The sequence below is a fragment of the Paraburkholderia sediminicola genome (genome assembly GCF_046027355.1).
In the GTDB taxonomy this organism is placed as follows: domain Bacteria; phylum Pseudomonadota; class Gammaproteobacteria; order Burkholderiales; family Burkholderiaceae; genus Paraburkholderia; species Paraburkholderia sediminicola_B.
In genome coordinates this window covers 26,564-43,791 of sequence record NZ_JAQQEK010000030.1, presented here as the reverse complement: position 1 = coordinate 43,791, position 17,228 = coordinate 26,564, and the positions used below count along the sequence as shown (strand labels likewise).

13 protein-coding genes are annotated in these 17,228 nt (G+C 60.8%); 8 read left to right on the top strand and 5 right to left on the bottom strand.

Going from position 1 to position 17,228, the window contains the following annotated elements; translation table 11 throughout:
• The first annotated feature begins 1,143 nt into the window (after positions 1–1,143).
• Positions 1,144–1,422: an HU family DNA-binding protein gene (locus PQR42_RS35480; protein ID WP_408179739.1), complete on the top strand. Its 279-nt coding sequence runs from the start codon at positions 1,144–1,146 to the stop codon at positions 1,420–1,422.
• A gap of 361 nt (positions 1,423–1,783) precedes the next feature.
• On the opposite strand, the gene PQR42_RS35475 is transcribed toward PQR42_RS35480, so the two are convergent.
• From PQR42_RS35475 to PQR42_RS35465, 3 genes are all read right to left on the bottom strand, one after another.
• A complete protein-coding gene (locus PQR42_RS35475; RefSeq protein WP_408392143.1) occupies positions 1,784–3,943 on the bottom strand; it encodes a malate synthase G in 2,160 nt (719 codons plus the stop codon).
• 41 nt (positions 3,944–3,984) lie between these two features.
• On the bottom strand, positions 3,985–4,389 hold the full coding sequence (locus PQR42_RS35470) for a heme-binding protein (RefSeq protein WP_408392145.1): 405 nt from the start codon (positions 4,387–4,389) through the stop codon (positions 3,985–3,987).
• A gap of 86 nt (positions 4,390–4,475) precedes the next feature.
• Positions 4,476–5,414 carry an SMP-30/gluconolactonase/LRE family protein gene (locus tag PQR42_RS35465; RefSeq protein ID WP_408392148.1) on the bottom strand — a complete coding sequence of 313 codons (939 nt, stop codon included), beginning with the start codon at positions 5,412–5,414 and terminating at the stop codon, positions 4,476–4,478.
• A gap of 236 nt (positions 5,415–5,650) precedes the next feature.
• On the opposite strand from PQR42_RS35465, the gene PQR42_RS35460 reads away from it, so the two are divergent.
• The 5 genes from PQR42_RS35460 (at position 5,651) to PQR42_RS35440 (ending at position 12,494) form a co-directional block, all read left to right on the top strand.
• Positions 5,651–7,198 carry a UxaA family hydrolase gene (locus PQR42_RS35460; protein ID WP_408392151.1) on the top strand — a complete coding sequence of 516 codons (1,548 nt, stop codon included), beginning with the start codon at positions 5,651–5,653 and terminating at the stop codon, positions 7,196–7,198.
• Positions 7,199–7,298: 100 nt separating this feature from the next.
• On the top strand, positions 7,299–8,606 hold the full coding sequence (locus PQR42_RS35455) for an MFS transporter (RefSeq protein WP_408494982.1): 1,308 nt from the start codon (positions 7,299–7,301) through the stop codon (positions 8,604–8,606).
• Between the two features lie 73 nt (positions 8,607–8,679).
• Positions 8,680–9,972: an MFS transporter gene (locus PQR42_RS35450; protein WP_408494980.1), complete on the top strand. Its 1,293-nt coding sequence runs from the start codon at positions 8,680–8,682 to the stop codon at positions 9,970–9,972.
• A 33-nt stretch (positions 9,973–10,005) separates the two neighbouring features.
• Positions 10,006–11,295, top strand: a complete 1,290-nt coding sequence (locus tag PQR42_RS35445; RefSeq protein WP_408494978.1) for an MFS transporter — start codon at positions 10,006–10,008, stop codon at positions 11,293–11,295.
• A gap of 32 nt (positions 11,296–11,327) precedes the next feature.
• Positions 11,328–12,494 carry a mandelate racemase/muconate lactonizing enzyme family protein gene (locus PQR42_RS35440; RefSeq protein WP_408494976.1) on the top strand — a complete coding sequence of 389 codons (1,167 nt, stop codon included), beginning with the start codon at positions 11,328–11,330 and terminating at the stop codon, positions 12,492–12,494.
• Positions 12,495–12,564: 70 nt separating this feature from the next.
• Here the strand turns inward: PQR42_RS35440 and PQR42_RS35435 are convergent, their stop codons facing one another.
• Entirely contained in the window at positions 12,565–13,494 is a 930-nt protein-coding gene (locus PQR42_RS35435; protein ID WP_408494974.1) for a dihydrodipicolinate synthase family protein, read from the bottom strand.
• Between the two features lie 41 nt (positions 13,495–13,535).
• Positions 13,536–14,534 (bottom strand): 2-hydroxyacid dehydrogenase, encoded by a 999-nt coding sequence (locus tag PQR42_RS35430; RefSeq protein ID WP_408494972.1) that lies wholly within the window; start codon positions 14,532–14,534, stop codon positions 13,536–13,538.
• Positions 14,535–14,676: 142 nt separating this feature from the next.
• On the opposite strand from PQR42_RS35430, the gene PQR42_RS35425 reads away from it, so the two are divergent.
• Both PQR42_RS35425 and PQR42_RS35420 read left to right on the top strand, forming a co-directional pair.
• A complete protein-coding gene (locus PQR42_RS35425; RefSeq protein ID WP_408392172.1) occupies positions 14,677–16,416 on the top strand; it encodes an IlvD/Edd family dehydratase in 1,740 nt (579 codons plus the stop codon).
• Positions 16,417–16,469: 53 nt separating this feature from the next.
• A complete protein-coding gene (locus tag PQR42_RS35420) occupies positions 16,470–17,213 on the top strand; it encodes a GntR family transcriptional regulator (protein WP_408392174.1) in 744 nt (247 codons plus the stop codon).
• Positions 17,214–17,228 lie beyond the last annotated feature (15 nt).

The window sequence follows — 17,228 nt, the reverse complement described above, 5'->3', positions numbered from 1 at the left end:
AGCTGGGCTCGATTTCTTTGACTCGAACCGCGGACTCGTCCGGCAGGTCGTGCAAACCTTGCGGTTCGCAGCAGAGGGCTCCCGCCTACCGCGAAGTCGGATTACCTTTGAAAACATCACGACTGCGACGTACTTGCGCGTGTTGTCGTCGCGCCGCTATTCACGGTAGATGCTTATCACGGTCACCATTTCACTGTCTTGTGCCTTCATGTTGAACCGTTAGACAGATAACGCACCGACAAAAAATGAATGTAATCATATGAATTACCTATTAATTTTCTGGTTCAATAGTCAAATATATCTGCATCGCATGTCCTCGCATAATCAAAAAGTCCCGAATGCGCGTCCCGAGGGAGGACGCGCTATACGCGTCTCAATTCGACGCAAAGGCAAAGTCCTGACATTGCTTTCGTGATGCTTTCAAAATCTGTCTCGCTCCGAGTGAATACTGTCCGCTGATCGGCGGCAAAATCTTCGAAAGTTTCGACCCTCGATCTTTGCCTGAGTTGGCCGGACGCCAAAGTCAAAGCCCCGCGCGAGCATCCTTAGCGACGCCCACATTGAGGGCGACACCTTCGATCAGCAGTACGTCATTCGGTTTAGTCACCGAAGAGGCGCGTGATCGTGCGTGCATCGGTCACGTGGAAGGCGCCGACGCCGCGCAGCTAGGAGCAGTTTTCGTGCTGTTGCGGGGAGGGTGCCAGCAGCACGGAGCTTTACGAGCACCTCCACGACCCGCTCGAATGCTTAGCTACGGTTGGAGCTTGCAGGGGGCGGTATACACGAAGCGGACTTCAGACATCGACCAACGGATTTTCGTGAAACAATTAAACGATCAATGCGGAAGCGAAAAAACGATGCACAAACAATAACTTGGAGGACTTTCGAGGCACGGCTGTCCTTATGTTTCACGACGAGGCGCATTCTAAGGCTGCGAAATCGACAAGCGCTAGCAGATATCGCTAGGCAGTACCTTCGCAAACCGCCATGTATCAAATATTACGTATTCTGTAGTTCTAGTCTCGTGCGCCCATGTTACCGATGGCTACGAGTAGCGAGGAGGATCGCGCGCCGTTTGTCATTGCGCGAACGCGCGGCGATCGGGAGGGTGACGGTTTCCACAAAGAAAACAACGGATCGACAATGAACAAACAGGAACTGGTGGATGCGGTCGCTGCGGCGACTGGCGCGAGCAAGGCGGCAACAGGCGAAGCGATCGATGCGTTCATCGGCGCAATCACGAGCGCGGTCAGGAAGGGCGACACGGTTCAACTCATCGGCTTCGGGTCGTTTTCAACGGGAGCCCGCGCCGCACGCGTGGGCCGCAACCCGGCGACCGGCGCCGAAATCCAGATCCCCGCAGCGAAGACCGTCAAGTTTACTGCCGGCAAGGCGTTCAAGGACGCCGTGAACGGATCCTGACAGCGTGCGACAGCCGCCGGTCGGTAATATGCCGGCGGCTGTCCGTTGCGAACACGTCGGCGGCGGCCGACATGTTCCGCGGACCACGCGGGTTCGCGTCGGCGTCACCACCGCTCCTGGCGTACCTACCTGTTTTGGCGTGCGGCCTATCAGCACGACGCCGAACTCGAATACGGAAGCGTCCACACTCCGGCATGCCTCGCGCCCACACGCCTGGGTATCCTCACTAAAAGGAACATGTTGTCAATGCGGCTATTTACACCATAGCCGCAAGTTGCCAAGCACATGCGTACGCGGGACGCCGCCGGCCGCCCGCGACGCATGCTGAATCGCCCACGGTTTCGACTGCGCTATGCGACGCCTACCACTTCGCACCAAGTCGGAACTTGTGCAGCAATGGTTCCGTATACCCGCTAGGCTGCGACCGCCCTTCAAAAACCAGCGCCTTCGCCGCCTTGAACGCGAGTGATGTGTCCAGATGACCGGCCATCGGCTGGTACTGCGGGTCGTTGGCGTTCTGCGCATCCACCACCTTCGCCATGCGCTTGAACGTTTCGTTCACCAGCGCTTCCGACACCACCCCGTGATGCAGCCAGTTCGCAATGTGCTGGCTCGAAATGCGCAGCGTCGCGCGGTCTTCCATCAGGCCGATATCGTGAATATCCGGCACCTTCGAGCAGCCGACGCCCTGATCGATCCAGCGCACCACATAACCCAGAATCCCTTGCGCGTTGTTCTCGATTTCCTTGCGGATTTCCTCATCTGACCACTGCGCCTCTTCGACGACAGGAATCGTCAGCAAGCCATCGAGCAGCTCATCGCGTACGCTGTCGTAGGCGGTCTTTTCCAACTCTTGCTGCACGGCCTGAACGTCAACTTGATGGTAGTGCAGCGCGTGCAGTGTCGCGGCAGTCGGCGACGGCACCCAAGCCGTGTTCGCGCCCGCTTTCGGATGCGCGATTTTCTGTTCGAGCATCGCATGCATCAGGTCGGGCATCGCCCACATGCCTTTGCCGATCTGCGCGCGTCCGCGCAATCCCGAGCTCAAGCCGGCCAGCACGTTATTGCGCTCGTAAGCCGCGATCCATGCCGACGATTTCATATCACCCTTGCGCATCATCGGACCGGCTTCCATTGCGCTGTGCATCTCGTCGCCGGTGCGATCCAGGAAGCCCGTATTGATGAACGCGACGCGCGCCGATGCCGCCGCAATGCACGCCTGCAAATTGACGCTCGTGCGGCGCTCCTCGTCCATGATGCCCATCTTGATGGTATGGCGCGGCAGCCCGAGCAGATCTTCGACACGGTCGAACAGTTCATTGGAAAACGCGACTTCGGCCGGGCCGTGCATCTTCGGCTTGACGATGTAAATCGATCCGGTCCGCGAATTGAGCTTGTTTTGCAGGTCGTGCATCGCGCCCAGCGATGTCATCACGGCATCCAGAATGCCTTCGGGAATCTCACGACCGTCGCGATCGACGATCGCCGGATTCGTCATCAAATGCCCGACGTTGCGGATAAACAGCAACGAGCGGCCATGCAGTTTCACGGTCGAGCCATCGGGCGCGGTGTATGTGCGGTCGGCGTTCAGGCGACGCGTGAAGGTCTTGCCGTTCTTCGTGACTTGCTCGGTCAGGTCGCCTTTCGCGAGGCCGGTCCAGTTGCGGTAAAGCTGGACCTTTTCGGCGGCATCGACAGCGGCAACGGAGTCTTCGCAATCGATAATCGTCGACACGGCCGCTTCCATCAGCACGTCCTTCACGCGCGCAGCGTCGGTCTTGCCGATGGAGTCCGTGGCGTCGATCTGGATCTCGAAGTGCAGGCCGTGATGTTTGAGCAGGACGGCGGAAGGGGAGCCTGCATCCCCCTGATAGCCGATGAACTGCGCGGGGACCTTCAACGCCGACGAGCCGTTCTTGAGCGTGACGGCGAGCTTGCCGCATTCCACGCGGTACGCGATGGCGTCGACGTGCGAGCCGTTGACGAGCGGCGCGGCTTCATCGAGGAATGCGCGGGCGCGCGCGATCACGCGTGCGCCGCGGACCGGGTTGAAGTAAGCGGTGCGCTCGGCACCGTCGGTTTCGGGGATCGCGTCGGTGCCGTAGAGTGCATCGTAGAGGCTGCCCCAGCGCGCATTCGCGGCGTTGAGCGCGTAGCGCTGGTTCGACAGTGGCACGACGAGTTGCGGGCCGGCTTGCCCGGCGATTTCGGTGTCGACATTCTGGGTCGTCGCCTTAACAGCTGCGCTCACCGGTACGATATAGCCGATGCCTTCGAGAAATGCGCGGTATGCCTTCAGATCGCGCACGGGCCCCGGATGTGCGCGGTGCCACTGGTCCAGTTCCGTCTGCAGGCGATCGCGTTCTGCGAGCAGCGCGCGGTTCTTGGGGGCGAGGTCGTGGACGAGGGCATCGAAGCCTTTCCAGAAGGCTTCGCTGTCGATGCCAGTCCCACTCAACGCCTCATCGTCGACAAATTTGCTGAGAACAGGGGCGACACGCAGCCCGTTTCTGTCGATCATTTCACCCATCATTTGCTCCAACAGTTTCAAATATCAATCAATCAGCCGTTGAGGCTGTTTGCCGCGGTTCTGGCCACGTGCGAATCCTGATCCGGTTTGACACCGGACACGCCGACTGCACCCACAACGTTTCCGTCGACCACGACCGGGACGCCGCCCTCGAGCGTGCCGGCTAGCGGCGCGCTCAGGAACGCGGTGCGGCCGCCGTTGATCATGTCTTCGTACTGCTTCGATTCACGTCGACCGAGCGCGGAGGTACGCGCCTTTTCGGTCGCGATGTAAGCGCCTATCGGCGCACAGCCGTCGAGGCGGAGCAGGGCCAGCAGATGACCCCCGTCATCCACGACCGCGATGGTTACTGCCCACTGGTTTTTCTCTGCTTCCGCGCGCGCGGCTTCCAGGATTCGCGTAGCTTCTACAACGGTCAATACGGGTTTGCTTTGCATGTCAGGGTTATCAAGTCAGTGTTTCGAAGTGAAGTGCCGCCACCGGCGCATGCCGGAGGCCGTGATACGTTTCGTGGCGAACGGGGCTATCCACCCAGCGCGCCCTGCGTGTTGACGTGCACCGCATAAATGGACTGCGACGACGCCATGAACAGCCGGTTACGCGCGCGTCCACCAAAGCACAAATTCGCGCAGCGCTCGGGCAGGGCGATCCGGCCAATCATCTTTCCCTGTGGCGAAATAACCATGACGCCATCGAGTTCGTCATTGCCCATGCCCCAGCCGCACCATAAATTGCCGTCGATGTCCGCGCGCATACCGTCGATCGTGCCGGCGCCCGCGTCGTAGAACATTCGGCCTTTACCGATTCCGCGGCCATCCGCGTCCACTTCATAGACGTGGATCATCCGGTTGGGCACACCGCGCGATTCGATGATGTAGAGCAGCTTCTCGTCGGGTGAAAAACACAGGCCGTTCGGCCCTTTCAAGTCGCGAGTGACTACGGACGCTTCGCCCGTCATGCCATCAATTCGATATACGGAGTGGGGGAGTTCCTGCTCCGCCTTGATTCCTTCGTAGTGTCCGGAAATGCCCATCGGCGGATCAGTGAACCAGATAGAACCGTCCGACTTCACGACCAGGTCGTTGGGGGAATTAAGCGGCTTGCCTTCAAAGGAATCGAGAAGGACGGTGATGCTGCCGTCGTACTCAGTGCGTGTGACGCGGCGGCCGTGCTCGCACGTAACGAGCCGCCCCTGTCTGTCGCGGGTGTTGCCATTCGCGTAGTTGGAAGGTTTCCGGAACACGCTGACTACGCCCGTTTCCTCCTCCCATTTCAGCATCTGGTTGTTCGGAATGTCGCTCCAGAGCAGGTAGCGTCCGTCGCCGAACCATACCGGACCTTCGGTCCACCGGTAACCGGTAGCCAGCCGTTCGACAGCCGAAAAGGCCACGCGGTATTTATCGAAGGAAGGGTCTAGCGAAATCACCCGCGGGTCGGGGTATCGCTCAGCTTGTTGCCACATCTCACTCTCCTGTTCAGGACCCGGCATTTCCGCCTATTGCGGCGGCACGATCGCTAGTATAAAGGGAAATGAGTAAGCGCTTTCTCTTGAATTAGTCAATGAAGTGCCATAAGATGCCTGAAATTCTTGAGCTTCGAGCCGTGACGCATCGGCCGTAGCGGTTATGTAAGAAAGCGATTACTCGTTTCGCGCCTTTTTTGACCGCCCGGCGCAAATTTCTAGAAGGGCAATGCCTGATGACTGAGATGACGAGCAAGAACGTAACCGGGCCAGTGATCCGGTTGCATCCCGCTGACAATGTGGTCATTGCGCGTATCGACGTCGCAATCGGTACGCCGGTTCCAGCGGAAGATTTTGTTTGCCGCAGCCAGGTGGCCGCAGGTTATAAGATCGCGGCGACGCCCATCAAAAAGGGCGAGCCGGTTCGCAAATACAACGTGGTGATCGGTTTCGCCGCGACGGATATTGCGCCAGGCACGATGGTCCATAGCCATAACGTCGAGTTCCGTGAGTTCGACCGGGACTACGCATTTGGCGCGGACTACCAGCCCGTCGAGATGGTGCCCGAGGCCGAGCGCGCCACGTTCCAGGGCATCGTGCGGGATAACGGCGAGGTTGCCACGCGCAACTACATCGGCGTGTTGTCGACAGTCAATTGTTCCGCCACGGTCGCGCACAGGATCGCCGAATGGTTCACGCCGGAACGCCTGGCGGACTACCCCAACGTAGACGGTGTGGTCGCGTTCACGCACTCGATCGGCTGCGGCATGGAAATGAGCGGTGAGCCGATGGCGCTGCTGCGCCGGACGATGGCGGGTTACGCGCGGCATCCCAATCTTGCCGCGGCGCTGATTGTCGGACTGGGATGCGAGCGCAACCAACTGGCCGGACTGATGGATCAGGAAGGTCTGAAGGCTGATTCGCGGCTGCACACATTCATCATGCAGGAGAACGGCGGCACCCGTCGGACCATCGAGGCCGGCGTAGCTGCGGTCCGGGCGCTGTTACCCGATGCCAATCGCATGAAGCGCACGACGGTTCCCGCAAGCCACCTGAAAATCGGTCTGCAATGCGGCGGCTCGGACGGCTTTTCCTCGATCACCGCCAATCCTTCGCTTGGTGCGGCGATGGACTTGCTGGTCCGTCATGGCGGCACCGCCATCCTCTCCGAAACACCCGAAATCTACGGCGTGGAGCATACGCTCACGCGGCGTGCGGTCAGCCGCGAAGTCGGCGAGAAACTGGTTGAGCGGATCCGCTGGTGGAAAGACGAGTATTCGGTCGGTCGAGACGTTCAGATCAACGGCCAGGTCAGCCCTGGCAATCAGGTGGGCGGACTGGCGAACATCTTCGAAAAGTCGATTGGATCAGCGATGAAAGGCGGCACCGGGCCCCTCATGCAAGTGTATCGATACGCCGAGCTGGTGAAGCAATCTGGACTCGTATTCATGGACACCCCCGGCTTCGACCCCGTCTCCGCGACGGGTCAGATTGCGGGCGGCGCAAATCTTATTGCCTTCACGACAGGGCGCGGTTCGATGTTCGGCGCCAAGCCCGTGCCGTCGCTGAAACTCGCCACCAATACGCCGATGTACACGCGTCTGACCGAAGACATGGATCTTAACTGCGGAGGGATTCTGGATGGCATCGCGTCGATCCACAGCACGGGCCAGAAAATCTTCGACGCTATTCTTGCTGCCGCGTCGGGCGAGCGCACAAAAAGCGAAATGCTCGGACTGGGTGACCACGAATTCGTACCGTGGCAGATCGGCATCATGAGTTGAGTGCGCAGTGGCTCAGCGCATTGCGAGGGCGAACGGCCATTTACACCTATAAGTAAAACCGTCGCCTGTAGGTAGTCGAACAAAATAGCGGAGACAGCCCGTGAGTACCCAAACCCCGGCAATACAACTACCTGACAGCGCGGCAAGCAACTCGATCTACACGCGGGTGACCTGGCGCTTCATGCCCTTGCTGTTCGTCTGCTACGTGGTGGCGTATCTGGATCGGGTCAACGTGGGCTTCGCCAAGCTCCAGATGCTCAGCGATCTGAACTTCAGCGAGGCGATGTATGGCTTAGGCGCCGGCATCTTTTTCATCGGTTATTTCTTCTTCGAGGTGCCGAGCAACTTGCTGCTGCACCGGCTCGGCGCGCGGCGCTGGATCGCCCGGATCATGCTCACATGGGCCGTGCTCTCGGCCGCGACCGCGTGGGTCACCACGCCCACGATGTTCTACGTATTGCGTTTCTTTCTGGGCGTGGCCGAAGCGGGCTTTTTCCCGGGGCTGGTGCTGTATCTCACCTACTGGTTTCCATCGCATCGGCGCGGCAAGATGATTGCCTTCCTGATGGCGGGCAATCCGGTGGCGGGCATTGTCGGCGGCCCGATTTCGGGCTTTATCATGCAGCGCCTCGCGGGAAACGCGGGGCTTGCCGGCTGGCAGTGGCTGTTCATTCTGGAAGCCGTCCCCGCGCTGATCCTGGCAGCCGTCATTTTCTGGTTCCTCGATGATCGGGTGAAGGACGCAAAGTGGCTACCGATTCAGGACCGCGACTTCATTGCGTCGGAAATCGATGCGGAAGCACGCACCAAAAGCCACGGTTCCGTGCGCGAGGTCTTCACCTCGCTCAAAGTCTGGACCTTGTGCACGATTCTCTTCGGTATCGTGATGGGCTCCTATGCCGTTGGCTTCTGGCAGCCAACCATCATAAAGAGTTCCGGAATCACGGACGCCTTCACCATCGGCTTGCTCACCGTCGTGCCTTATCTTGCCGCCCTGATTCTGATGATTGTGGTCGGCCGCCACGCGGACCGCACGCGTGAACGCCGCTGGCACGTCGTGTTGCCGCAATGCATGGCGGCTGCGGGGTTCGTGATGTGCGCCTACGCGGGCAACAATACGTATATTGCGTTGCTTGGCCTGACGCTTGCCGCTTCGGGCGTGATTACGGCCTTACCCATGTTCTGGGCCTTGCCCACTTCCTTCCTCGGCGGCACCGGTGCGGCCGCCGGCATTGCCTTGATCAATTCGACGGGCAATCTCGCAGGCTTCGTAAGCCCTGCGCTTGTGGGGTGGCTAAAGACGGTCACGCATTCACTTGATTCGAGCCTGTTCCTGATTGCGGGGTCGCTGATTGTCTCCGCAGGTCTCATCTTGACGCAGCTTCCCGCCAGGCTTGTCAACAAGTAGTACCTCCATGGCACTCGAGAGAAGTGCCAGATAGCAACATTCGGTATCCTCAATTACATGGAATAGAGACAACATGAAGACTGGGAAGTATCGCTACGTTGTCGCCTTGCTGCTGTTTATCGCGGGCGCGATCAATTACATGGACCGCGCGGCGCTTGGCGTGGTCGCGCCTGTCCTCAACAAGGATCTGAATCTTTCACCGTCGCAACTCGGCGTAGTGTTCAGCAGTTTTTTCTTCGGCTATTCCATCTTCGCATTCGTCGGCGGACAACTCGCCGACAAGTATGGACCGCGCCGGGTCTTCTCCTGGGCGATGGGGGCGTGGTCCATTCTCTGCGGGTTGACTGCGGCCGCGACTGGATTCGGCACGCTGTTGATCTCCCGCGCGCTGTTCGGCTTCGGCGAAGGTCCGATGAATTCGACGACCAACCGGACCATCACCAACTGGTTTCCCCGGCATGAAACCGCGACCATGGTCGGCTTTACGTTTTCAGGCCAGACGGTAGGCAGTGCGATCGCCGGGCCGGTGGTGGGACTGATTGCCATCGCCTACGGCTGGCGCACGTCGTTTGTGATCATCGCGGCGTTCGGGCTGGTGTGGATCGTCGCCTGGCGCATGTTCGCTACCGACAAGCCGGCGCAAAGCGCGCGGGTCGGCGAGGCCGAACGCGAGATGGTCGAAGCGAGCCGCAGTGCGGCACATCCTGCAGAAGGCGGCGACGAAAGCACGCCGCTGCGCAACTACCTGTTTCGTCCGAGCACGCTCGCGCTTGGCGTCGGCCTGTTTGCGGTGAACTACACGCTGTTCGTGTTCATCTCGTGGATGCCGAGCTATTTCACCAACGCGCTGCATCTCGACATGAAGCACATGAGCTTTCTGAGCGCAGTGCCATGGGCATGCGGCGGGATTGGATACTTCGGTGGCGGCCTGCTCGCCGACGCGTGTTTCAAGCGCATGAGCAACAAGCTGCTGGCGCGCAAGGTCTCGGCGATCGTGCCGCTCGCGCTGTCGGGTCTCGCCCTGGTGGGCGTCAGCATGGTCGATTCCGTGACGCCCGCAGTACTGCTTGTCGCGTTCGCCGTACTGTTCCTGACGGCTTCGTCGCAAGCGTGCTGGGCCGCCATGCACGAGCTTGTGCCAGGCAGGCATCTTGGGGGCGTAAGCGGCTTTGTTCACCTGATGAGCAACATCTCGGGCATTGTCGGTCCGACCATGATGGGTTTAGCGGTCCAGTACTTGGGTGGTTACAGCAGCGGCTTCATGCTCGGCGCGGCGGTCGATCTGGTCGGCGTGCTGGCAATGCTGCTGGTCATCGGCCGGCGCGCGGCAGGCGAGACAGCCGGGACGCCTACCACCGCCGCATAAACGGTCCGTTCCGCCACGCAAGGAGTCCGTGCCATGAATGGTAAGTACCGTTATGTAGTTGCTGGCCTGCTGTTCGCAGCAGGCGCTATCAACTATATGGATCGGGCAGCGCTCGGCATTGTGGCGCCGATCGTCGCCAAGACGCTCGACTTGTCTCCATCGCAATTGGGGATCGTGTTTAGCAGCTTCTTTATCGGCTACTCGATTTTTTCGTTCCTTGGCGGTTATTTTTCCGACAAATTTGGAACGATGCGCGTTTTCTCGTGGGCCATGGGTATCTGGTCGCTATTTTGTGGGCTCACTGCCGCCGCCACGGGATTCGTTTCGCTGCTGGTGTGCCGGGTGTTCTTCGGCATTGGCGAAGGACCGATGAGTTCGAATACCAATCGCACCATCTCCAACTGGTTCCCTCGCCACGAAACGGCCACGATGATCGGCTTCACTTTTTCGGGTCAGACGCTGGGCAACGCGATTGCGGGGCCGGTAGTTGGCCTGACGGCCGTGATGTTCGGCTGGCGCGTGTCGTTTGTGGTGATCGGGGTGCTCGGTTTCCTGTGGCTTGTGTGCTGGCGCATCCTGGTGACGGACAAGCCGCATCAGAACCACCGCGTCGGCCCGCACGAGACGCGGCTGATCGACGAAAGCCGCCTGGCCGCGGAAGTGCGCAACGTCGAAGACGATGGCACGACCCTCGCTTCCTACCTGCGCCGTCCGAGCACGCTTGCGCTGGGTGCGGGCCTGTTTGCCGTCAACTACACGCAGTACGTGTTTATCTCGTGGCTGCCCAGTTACCTCACCAGCGAGATGCATCTAGGATTGCGCCAGATGAGCGTGATCACGTCGATCCCGTGGATCTGCGGCGCGATCGGCTACTTCGGCGGCGGCCTTGCAGGTGACTTCATTTACAAGCGCATGGATGATCCGGTCAAGGCGCGCAAGATCGTCGCGACCTTGCCGCTCGCCTTGTCCGGCGTGGCGGTAGCGAGCATCACGTCGGCCAGCACGCTGCCGGCGGCGGTCGCGCTGATCGCCGGCGCGCTGCTGTTTCTGACTTCGTCATGCCAGTCGATCTGGGCAATCCAGCACGAGATCGTTCCATTGCGCCGTCAGGGCGGCGTAGGTGGTTTCATCCATTTTCTGAGCAACCTCTCCGGAATAATAGGCCCTGCTCTGACCGGCTTTCTGATCCAGTATTTCGGCGGTTATCACAGCGCTTTTTTGTTCGGATCGCTGATTGATTTTGCCGGTGTGCTGGCCATGCTGTTTTTTATCCGGAGCCACCCGCCTGCGACGGTGAGCGCGGCCGCACGATCGGTCCCGTGAGAATCGCTATCTTTTCGAGTCGATCTACTGCTATGAAACATGTCATCGTTGAACCCGAGCAAACCGATTATCAGACACGTTCGCGGATCGTTTCGGTGGAGGCGCGCACCATCCGCGTGCCGCTTGACCGCCACACAGCATTCTCGACCCGCCTCGTCACTGCCCGCGACTACACGGTGGTGCGCGTCACGACAGCCGATGACAATTACGGCATCGGCTTTTGTTACAGCGGCAACCGCGCCGGCATGCTGGTCACGTATGCCGTGCGCGAACTGTTTGCGCCGCTGTTACGTGGGTGCTCCGCGCTCGACGTCGAAGGCTCGTGGTGCGCCATGTACGACGAGTCGCTGCTGCAAGGGCGTGCGGGCTCGGTCATGCGGGCGCTGTCCATCATCGACATCGCCTTGTGGGACCGCAATGCACGCGCTGCGGGACTGCCGTTGAGCCGCTATCTCGGCGGCACATCTAGCGCCACCGTGCCGGCCTATGCCAGCGGTGGTTACTACCTGGAAGGCAAGACGCCGGAGCATCTCGGCGAGGAAATGGCCGGCTATGTGGCGCTGGGGTTTCGCGCGGTGAAGATGAAGGTAGGGCGGCTCGATCCGCGCAGCGAGGAAGCGCGGATCAGGGCAGCCCGCGAAGCGATCGGCGACGACGTGCTGCTGATGCTCGATGCCAACAACGCCTGGTCCGACGTTCCGACCGCGCTCGAATACATGCGCCGGTACGAGCCGTTCAACCCGTACTGGATCGAAGAGCCGTTCAGTCCTGACGACATCGAGAGTCATGCGCAACTGAGCCGACGCACGCCGGTGACCGTTGCGACCGGCGAGATAGAAGCGGGGCGTTGGCGGCATCAGGAGCTGCTCGACAAGCGCGCGGCCATGATCCTTCAGTCGGACGCGGCGGTATGCGGCGGGATCAGCGAATGGCGGCGGATTGCGGCATCGGCCGCGGCCGTGGGTGTGACGATGTGCCCGCACTGGTTCCACGATCTGCACGTGCATCTGGTGGCGTCGACGCCCAATGCGCGCTATGTCGAATTTTTTCCTGACGATCAGGTGCTGAATTTCCGTCGGCTGGTGGACACGCAGCTGTCGTTCGCAGACGGCAACCTGACCGTGCCGACTCGTCCAGGCCTCGGATTCGACTTCGATGAAGCCGCGCTGAACGAATACGCGCTAGACGATTGGGCCTGAAGCCGAACCCATGAATAGCTGGAAAACACCACCGGTTGCGCATGCAACCGGCGGTTGTTTCTTCAGGGCATCAGGCGGTGACTTCGACCCCGGACATCGAGAAGCCGATTTCGCGAAGCGCGGCGGCGAGCGCATCGCATTGCGCTGGTATCAGATCGACGAGAGGAGGGCGGACGACGCCCCAGTCGGGATCGTTGGAATACACGCCGATCGCTGCCTTGAGTGCAGGAATCATCGGGAACTTGGCGAACACCGCACGCGTGGCATCCAGTGCTGCCTGACGGGCATCGGCGTCGGCCGATTGCCAGTGACGATACAACTGCACGATAGCCGCCGGATTGACGTTTCCGGTTGCCGTGATGCAGCCAACGCCGCCCGCCCGCATGGTGGCCAGCAGGAAGGTCTCGCTGCCGGCGAACACATCGAAGCCATGCGGCTGGAAGCGCTCGAGCATGGCCTGCGTGTTGCTCCAGTCGCCCGAACTGTCCTTCACGCCGGCGATCACGCCCGGGAAAGCAGCGAGCAGCCGCTCGATGAGCGCGAGGCTGAGCGGCACCTGGGACACGGGCGGGATGTGATACAGATAAATGCGCAGTGCGTCGGAACCCACGCGTTCGATGATCTGCGCATAGCTGCGGAACAAGCCTTCGTCGGTGACGCCCTTGTAGAAGAACGGCGGCAGCGTCAGCACATGGTTCACGCCTAGCGAAAGCGCATGGCGTGTTAGTTCGACCGTGTCGGTGAGGGCCGAGCAGCCTGTGCCCGGCATCAGACGATCGAGCGGAATGTCTGCGCCAACCAACGTTTCGAGCAGCTTCATTTTCTCGCTGACGGCGAGCGAATTCGCTTCCGAGTTGGTGCCGAAAACTGCGAGTCCGACGTCCTGTTCGATCAGCCATCGGCAATGACGGACATAGCGGTCGTGATCCGGAAGAAGGTCTCTTGTGAACGGCGTGACCACGGGCGAGTAAACGCCGCGGGGTCGGTTGACTGAAGTCATCGCGTGTTCCTTTTGATTGAAGTGAGCGTGTTTCGCGCCATTCAGCCCGGGATCTGTTGCGCAGACGAGCGGGCGTGGAGCGCTTCGGGATTGACACAGGTCGACGAGAGTTGGCCGTCGAGTGCGTCGATGAGATTGCGTACCGCGCGCATGGCCATGTTTTCGCGCGTCTGTTGCGTAGCGGAACCGATATGCGGCACCGCTACCACGTTCGGTAACTGGAGCAGCGGCGAGTCCGGCGACACCGGTTCGCGTTCGAACACATCGAGACCGGCGCCGCGAATGCGGCCTTCACGAAGATGTTCGATAAGAGCGACTTCGTCGACGACCTGGCCGCGAGCGCAGTTGATGAGGATGGCCGACGGCTTCATGGTCCCGAGCTCGGCGCTGCCGATCAGTCGCTCGGTGGCGGGCGATAGCGGCACAAGCACGCAAACGAAGTCCGCGGTGGCGAGCAATTCGGGCAGCGGCCGCCATTGCGCGCCGTAGCGCTCCTCCGCTTCCGGGTTGCGGGAGCGGTTGGAATAAATCACGTCCATGCCGAAGCCGAGGGCGGCGCGCTTGGCTACCGCGCTGCCAATGCGCCCAAGCCCGACGATTCCCAGCGTTTTGTGGTGCACGTCGACACCGAATTGCGCCTCGCCGACAGTACGCGTCCATTGCCCGCGCCGTGTCCAATCGGCAAGTTCCGAAATGCGCCGGGCGGTTGCGAGGATCAGGCTGAACACGAGATCGGCAGTGGTTTCGGTGACTTCTTCCGGCGTATTCGTCAGAACGATGCCGCGGCGTGAGAGTTCGGGGACATCGAACGCGTCGAAGCCGGCCGAAATCGTGGACGCGACCTCGAGCAGAGGCGCCGCATCGAGGATCTCCGGCGTTATCTTGAGATTGTTGCCGACCATTGCGTGAGCCGCGCCCAAGGCGTGCCTGAACGGCGCGAGGTCGCCGGATGAAACGTCGACCAGCTCGACGGAACAGTGCTCACGAAGGAGCCCCAGCACGGCAGGAGGCAACGAACGATAGGCCACGACATGCTTCATGAAGACCTCGGCGGAAGGCTGTTGGAGAGTGGATATGCGGCACCGACCGCAACAAAAAAGAATCGCTTGCGGAGAGACTATAAGTATCGGTAACATTCCCGTCAAGATTATTGATAATTTCATCGACGATTCAGGAGCGACAATGAGCGAGAAGAAAAGCGGCTTGCGGCAGGGGCTGACGAACTACGGCGATGAAGGTTTCTCGCTTTTTCTGAGGAAGGCGTTCATCAAGGGTGCGGGCTATACCGACGACGCGCTGTCGCGTCCCATCGTGGCCATCGCGAACACGGGCAGTGCCTACAACCCATGCCATGGCAACGCGCCGCAGTTGATCGAGGCGGTAAAACGCGGCGTGATGCTGGCTGGCGGCCTGCCTGTCGAATTCCCCACGATTTCGATCGCCGAGAGCTTTTCGCATCCGACCAGCATGTACCTTCGCAATCTGATGTCGATGGACACGGAGGAGATGATCCGGGCCCAGCCGATGGACGCGGTGGTGCTGATCGGCGGCTGCGACAAAACCGTACCGGCCCAGTTGATGGGTGCGGCGGCGGCGGGCGTTCCCGCCATTCAGTTGGTGACGGGTGCGATGCTCACGGGCTCGCATCGCGGCGAACGGGTTGGGGCATGTACGGACTGCCGTCGTTTCTGGGCGAGTTTTCGCGGCGACCAGATCGACGAAGCCGAGATCGAAGCGGTCAACAATCAACTCGTCGCCACGGTCGGGACCTGTTCGGTGATGGGCACCGCAAGCACCATGGCCTGCATCGCGGAAGCCTTGGGCATGATGCTGCCGGGTGGTGCGTCCGCGCCTGCCGTGACCGCCGATCGCATCCGCATTGCGGAGCGCACCGGCGCGCAGGCGGTGGCGATGATCGGGCGGGACCTGAGTCCGGCGGCCATCCTGACGCCCAAGGCGATCGAAAACGCATTGAGGGTGCTGCTCGCAATCGGCGGCTCGACCAACGGCATCATTCACCTCACGGCCATTGCGGGCCGGCTCGGGATTCGCATCGACCTTGAGCAGCTCGACCGGATGGCGCGCGAGACGCCCGTCCTCGTCGATCTGAAACCGTCCGGACAGCACTACATGGAAGACCTGCATCGTGCCGGCGGGCTGACCACGGTGATGCGCGAGATGAAAGGCCTGCTGCATCTCGACGCGCTCACTGTGACCGGCCGTACGCTCGGCGAGGAGCTGGATGCCGCCCCGGCGAGCTTCCCGCAAGAAGTTGTCCGCCCGTTTGGCCGCCCGATCTTTCCGCAAGGCGGTATTGCGGTGCTGCGTGGCAATCTGGCGCCGGGCGGCGCGATCATCAAGCAGTCAGCGGCAAGCGCGAGCCTGATGGAGCATGAAGGACGGGCCGTCGTCTTCGAAGACGCGGAGGATCTGGCTCGCCGTATCGACGATCCGGAACTGGACGTGGAAGCACATGACGTACTCGTGCTCAAGCGGATCGGGCCGGTCGGTGCACCCGGGATGCCGGAGGCTGGCTACATTCCGATCCCGCGCAAGCTCGGCCGCCAGGGCGTCAAAGACATGGTGCGCATTTCGGATGGCCGCATGAGCGGCACGGCGTCCGGTACAGTGGTCCTGCACGTCACCCCTGAAGCGGCTATCGGCGGTCCTCTCGCGGTCGTACAAACTGGCGACCGGATTCGCCTGAGCGTGGCGGAACGGTCTATCGAACTTGCCCTCAGTGACGAGGAAATTGCGGCTCGTCTCGCCGCGTTGCCGGCGCGCCAGGCCGACCCCGACGAGCGTGGTTATCGCAAACTCTTTCTGACCACGATCACTCAGGCCGACGAGGGCTGCGACTTTGACTTTCTGCAAGCTACCCGGATTACCGCGACCGTTCCCGGCAACGGAAACAAGGGTTAAAGATCATATTTTCGTATAGGCTCGCGGCTTAGATCATTTTGCGGATCCTTTCTATGAGCAACGCTGCCAAGCCCAAACGCTCCGCTGCACCCACTGCGAAGACGGTCGAACGCGACCGCAATATCGACGAGACGCTGCGCAGCGTCTCAGACGAGCTCGAGGAGCAGATCGTCCTTGGGGTTCTGCATCCGCGCGAACGGCTCGTCGAAGACGATCTGTGCGAGCGCTTCAACCTGAAGCGCCACGTCGCCCGTCTGGTGCTGGCGGAGGTGGAGCGGCGCGGCCTGGTGGAGCGCCGCAAGAATGTAGGTGCGCTGGTCAAGTCGTTTACACCGCGCGAGGTCACTGAACTGTATGCGCTACGCGAATTGCTGGAAGCAGACGCGGCGCGACGCATCGTTTTTCCGGTTAGTAGCGAGGCGCTCGATGGGTTAACGGCAATTCAGGCAGAGCACGACGAAGCGGCCATCGCCGGCGACCTGCGACGCGTCTTCCGCGCGAACATGGCTTTTCACCATGCGTTCTTTGCGTTGTCGGAAAGCCAGGTTCTAACCGAGGCGATTCGCGAGTATGAACGCCGCACGCATGCGATCCGTTCAGTATCCATCGTGTTTCCCCAGTATCTGGAGAAGGCTCGTGCCGAGCATCACCAGATGATCGAGGCGCTTCGGACCGGCGACCGGGAATCGTTGATCAAGTTATGCCGGGACCACCTGGTGCCATCGCGCGATGCGTATCTCGAAGCGCATCATCGCCGTTCGGCTGGCTACGCCGTACAGAAAGGCGAAACCGATTAACTGTTTTTACCTGAA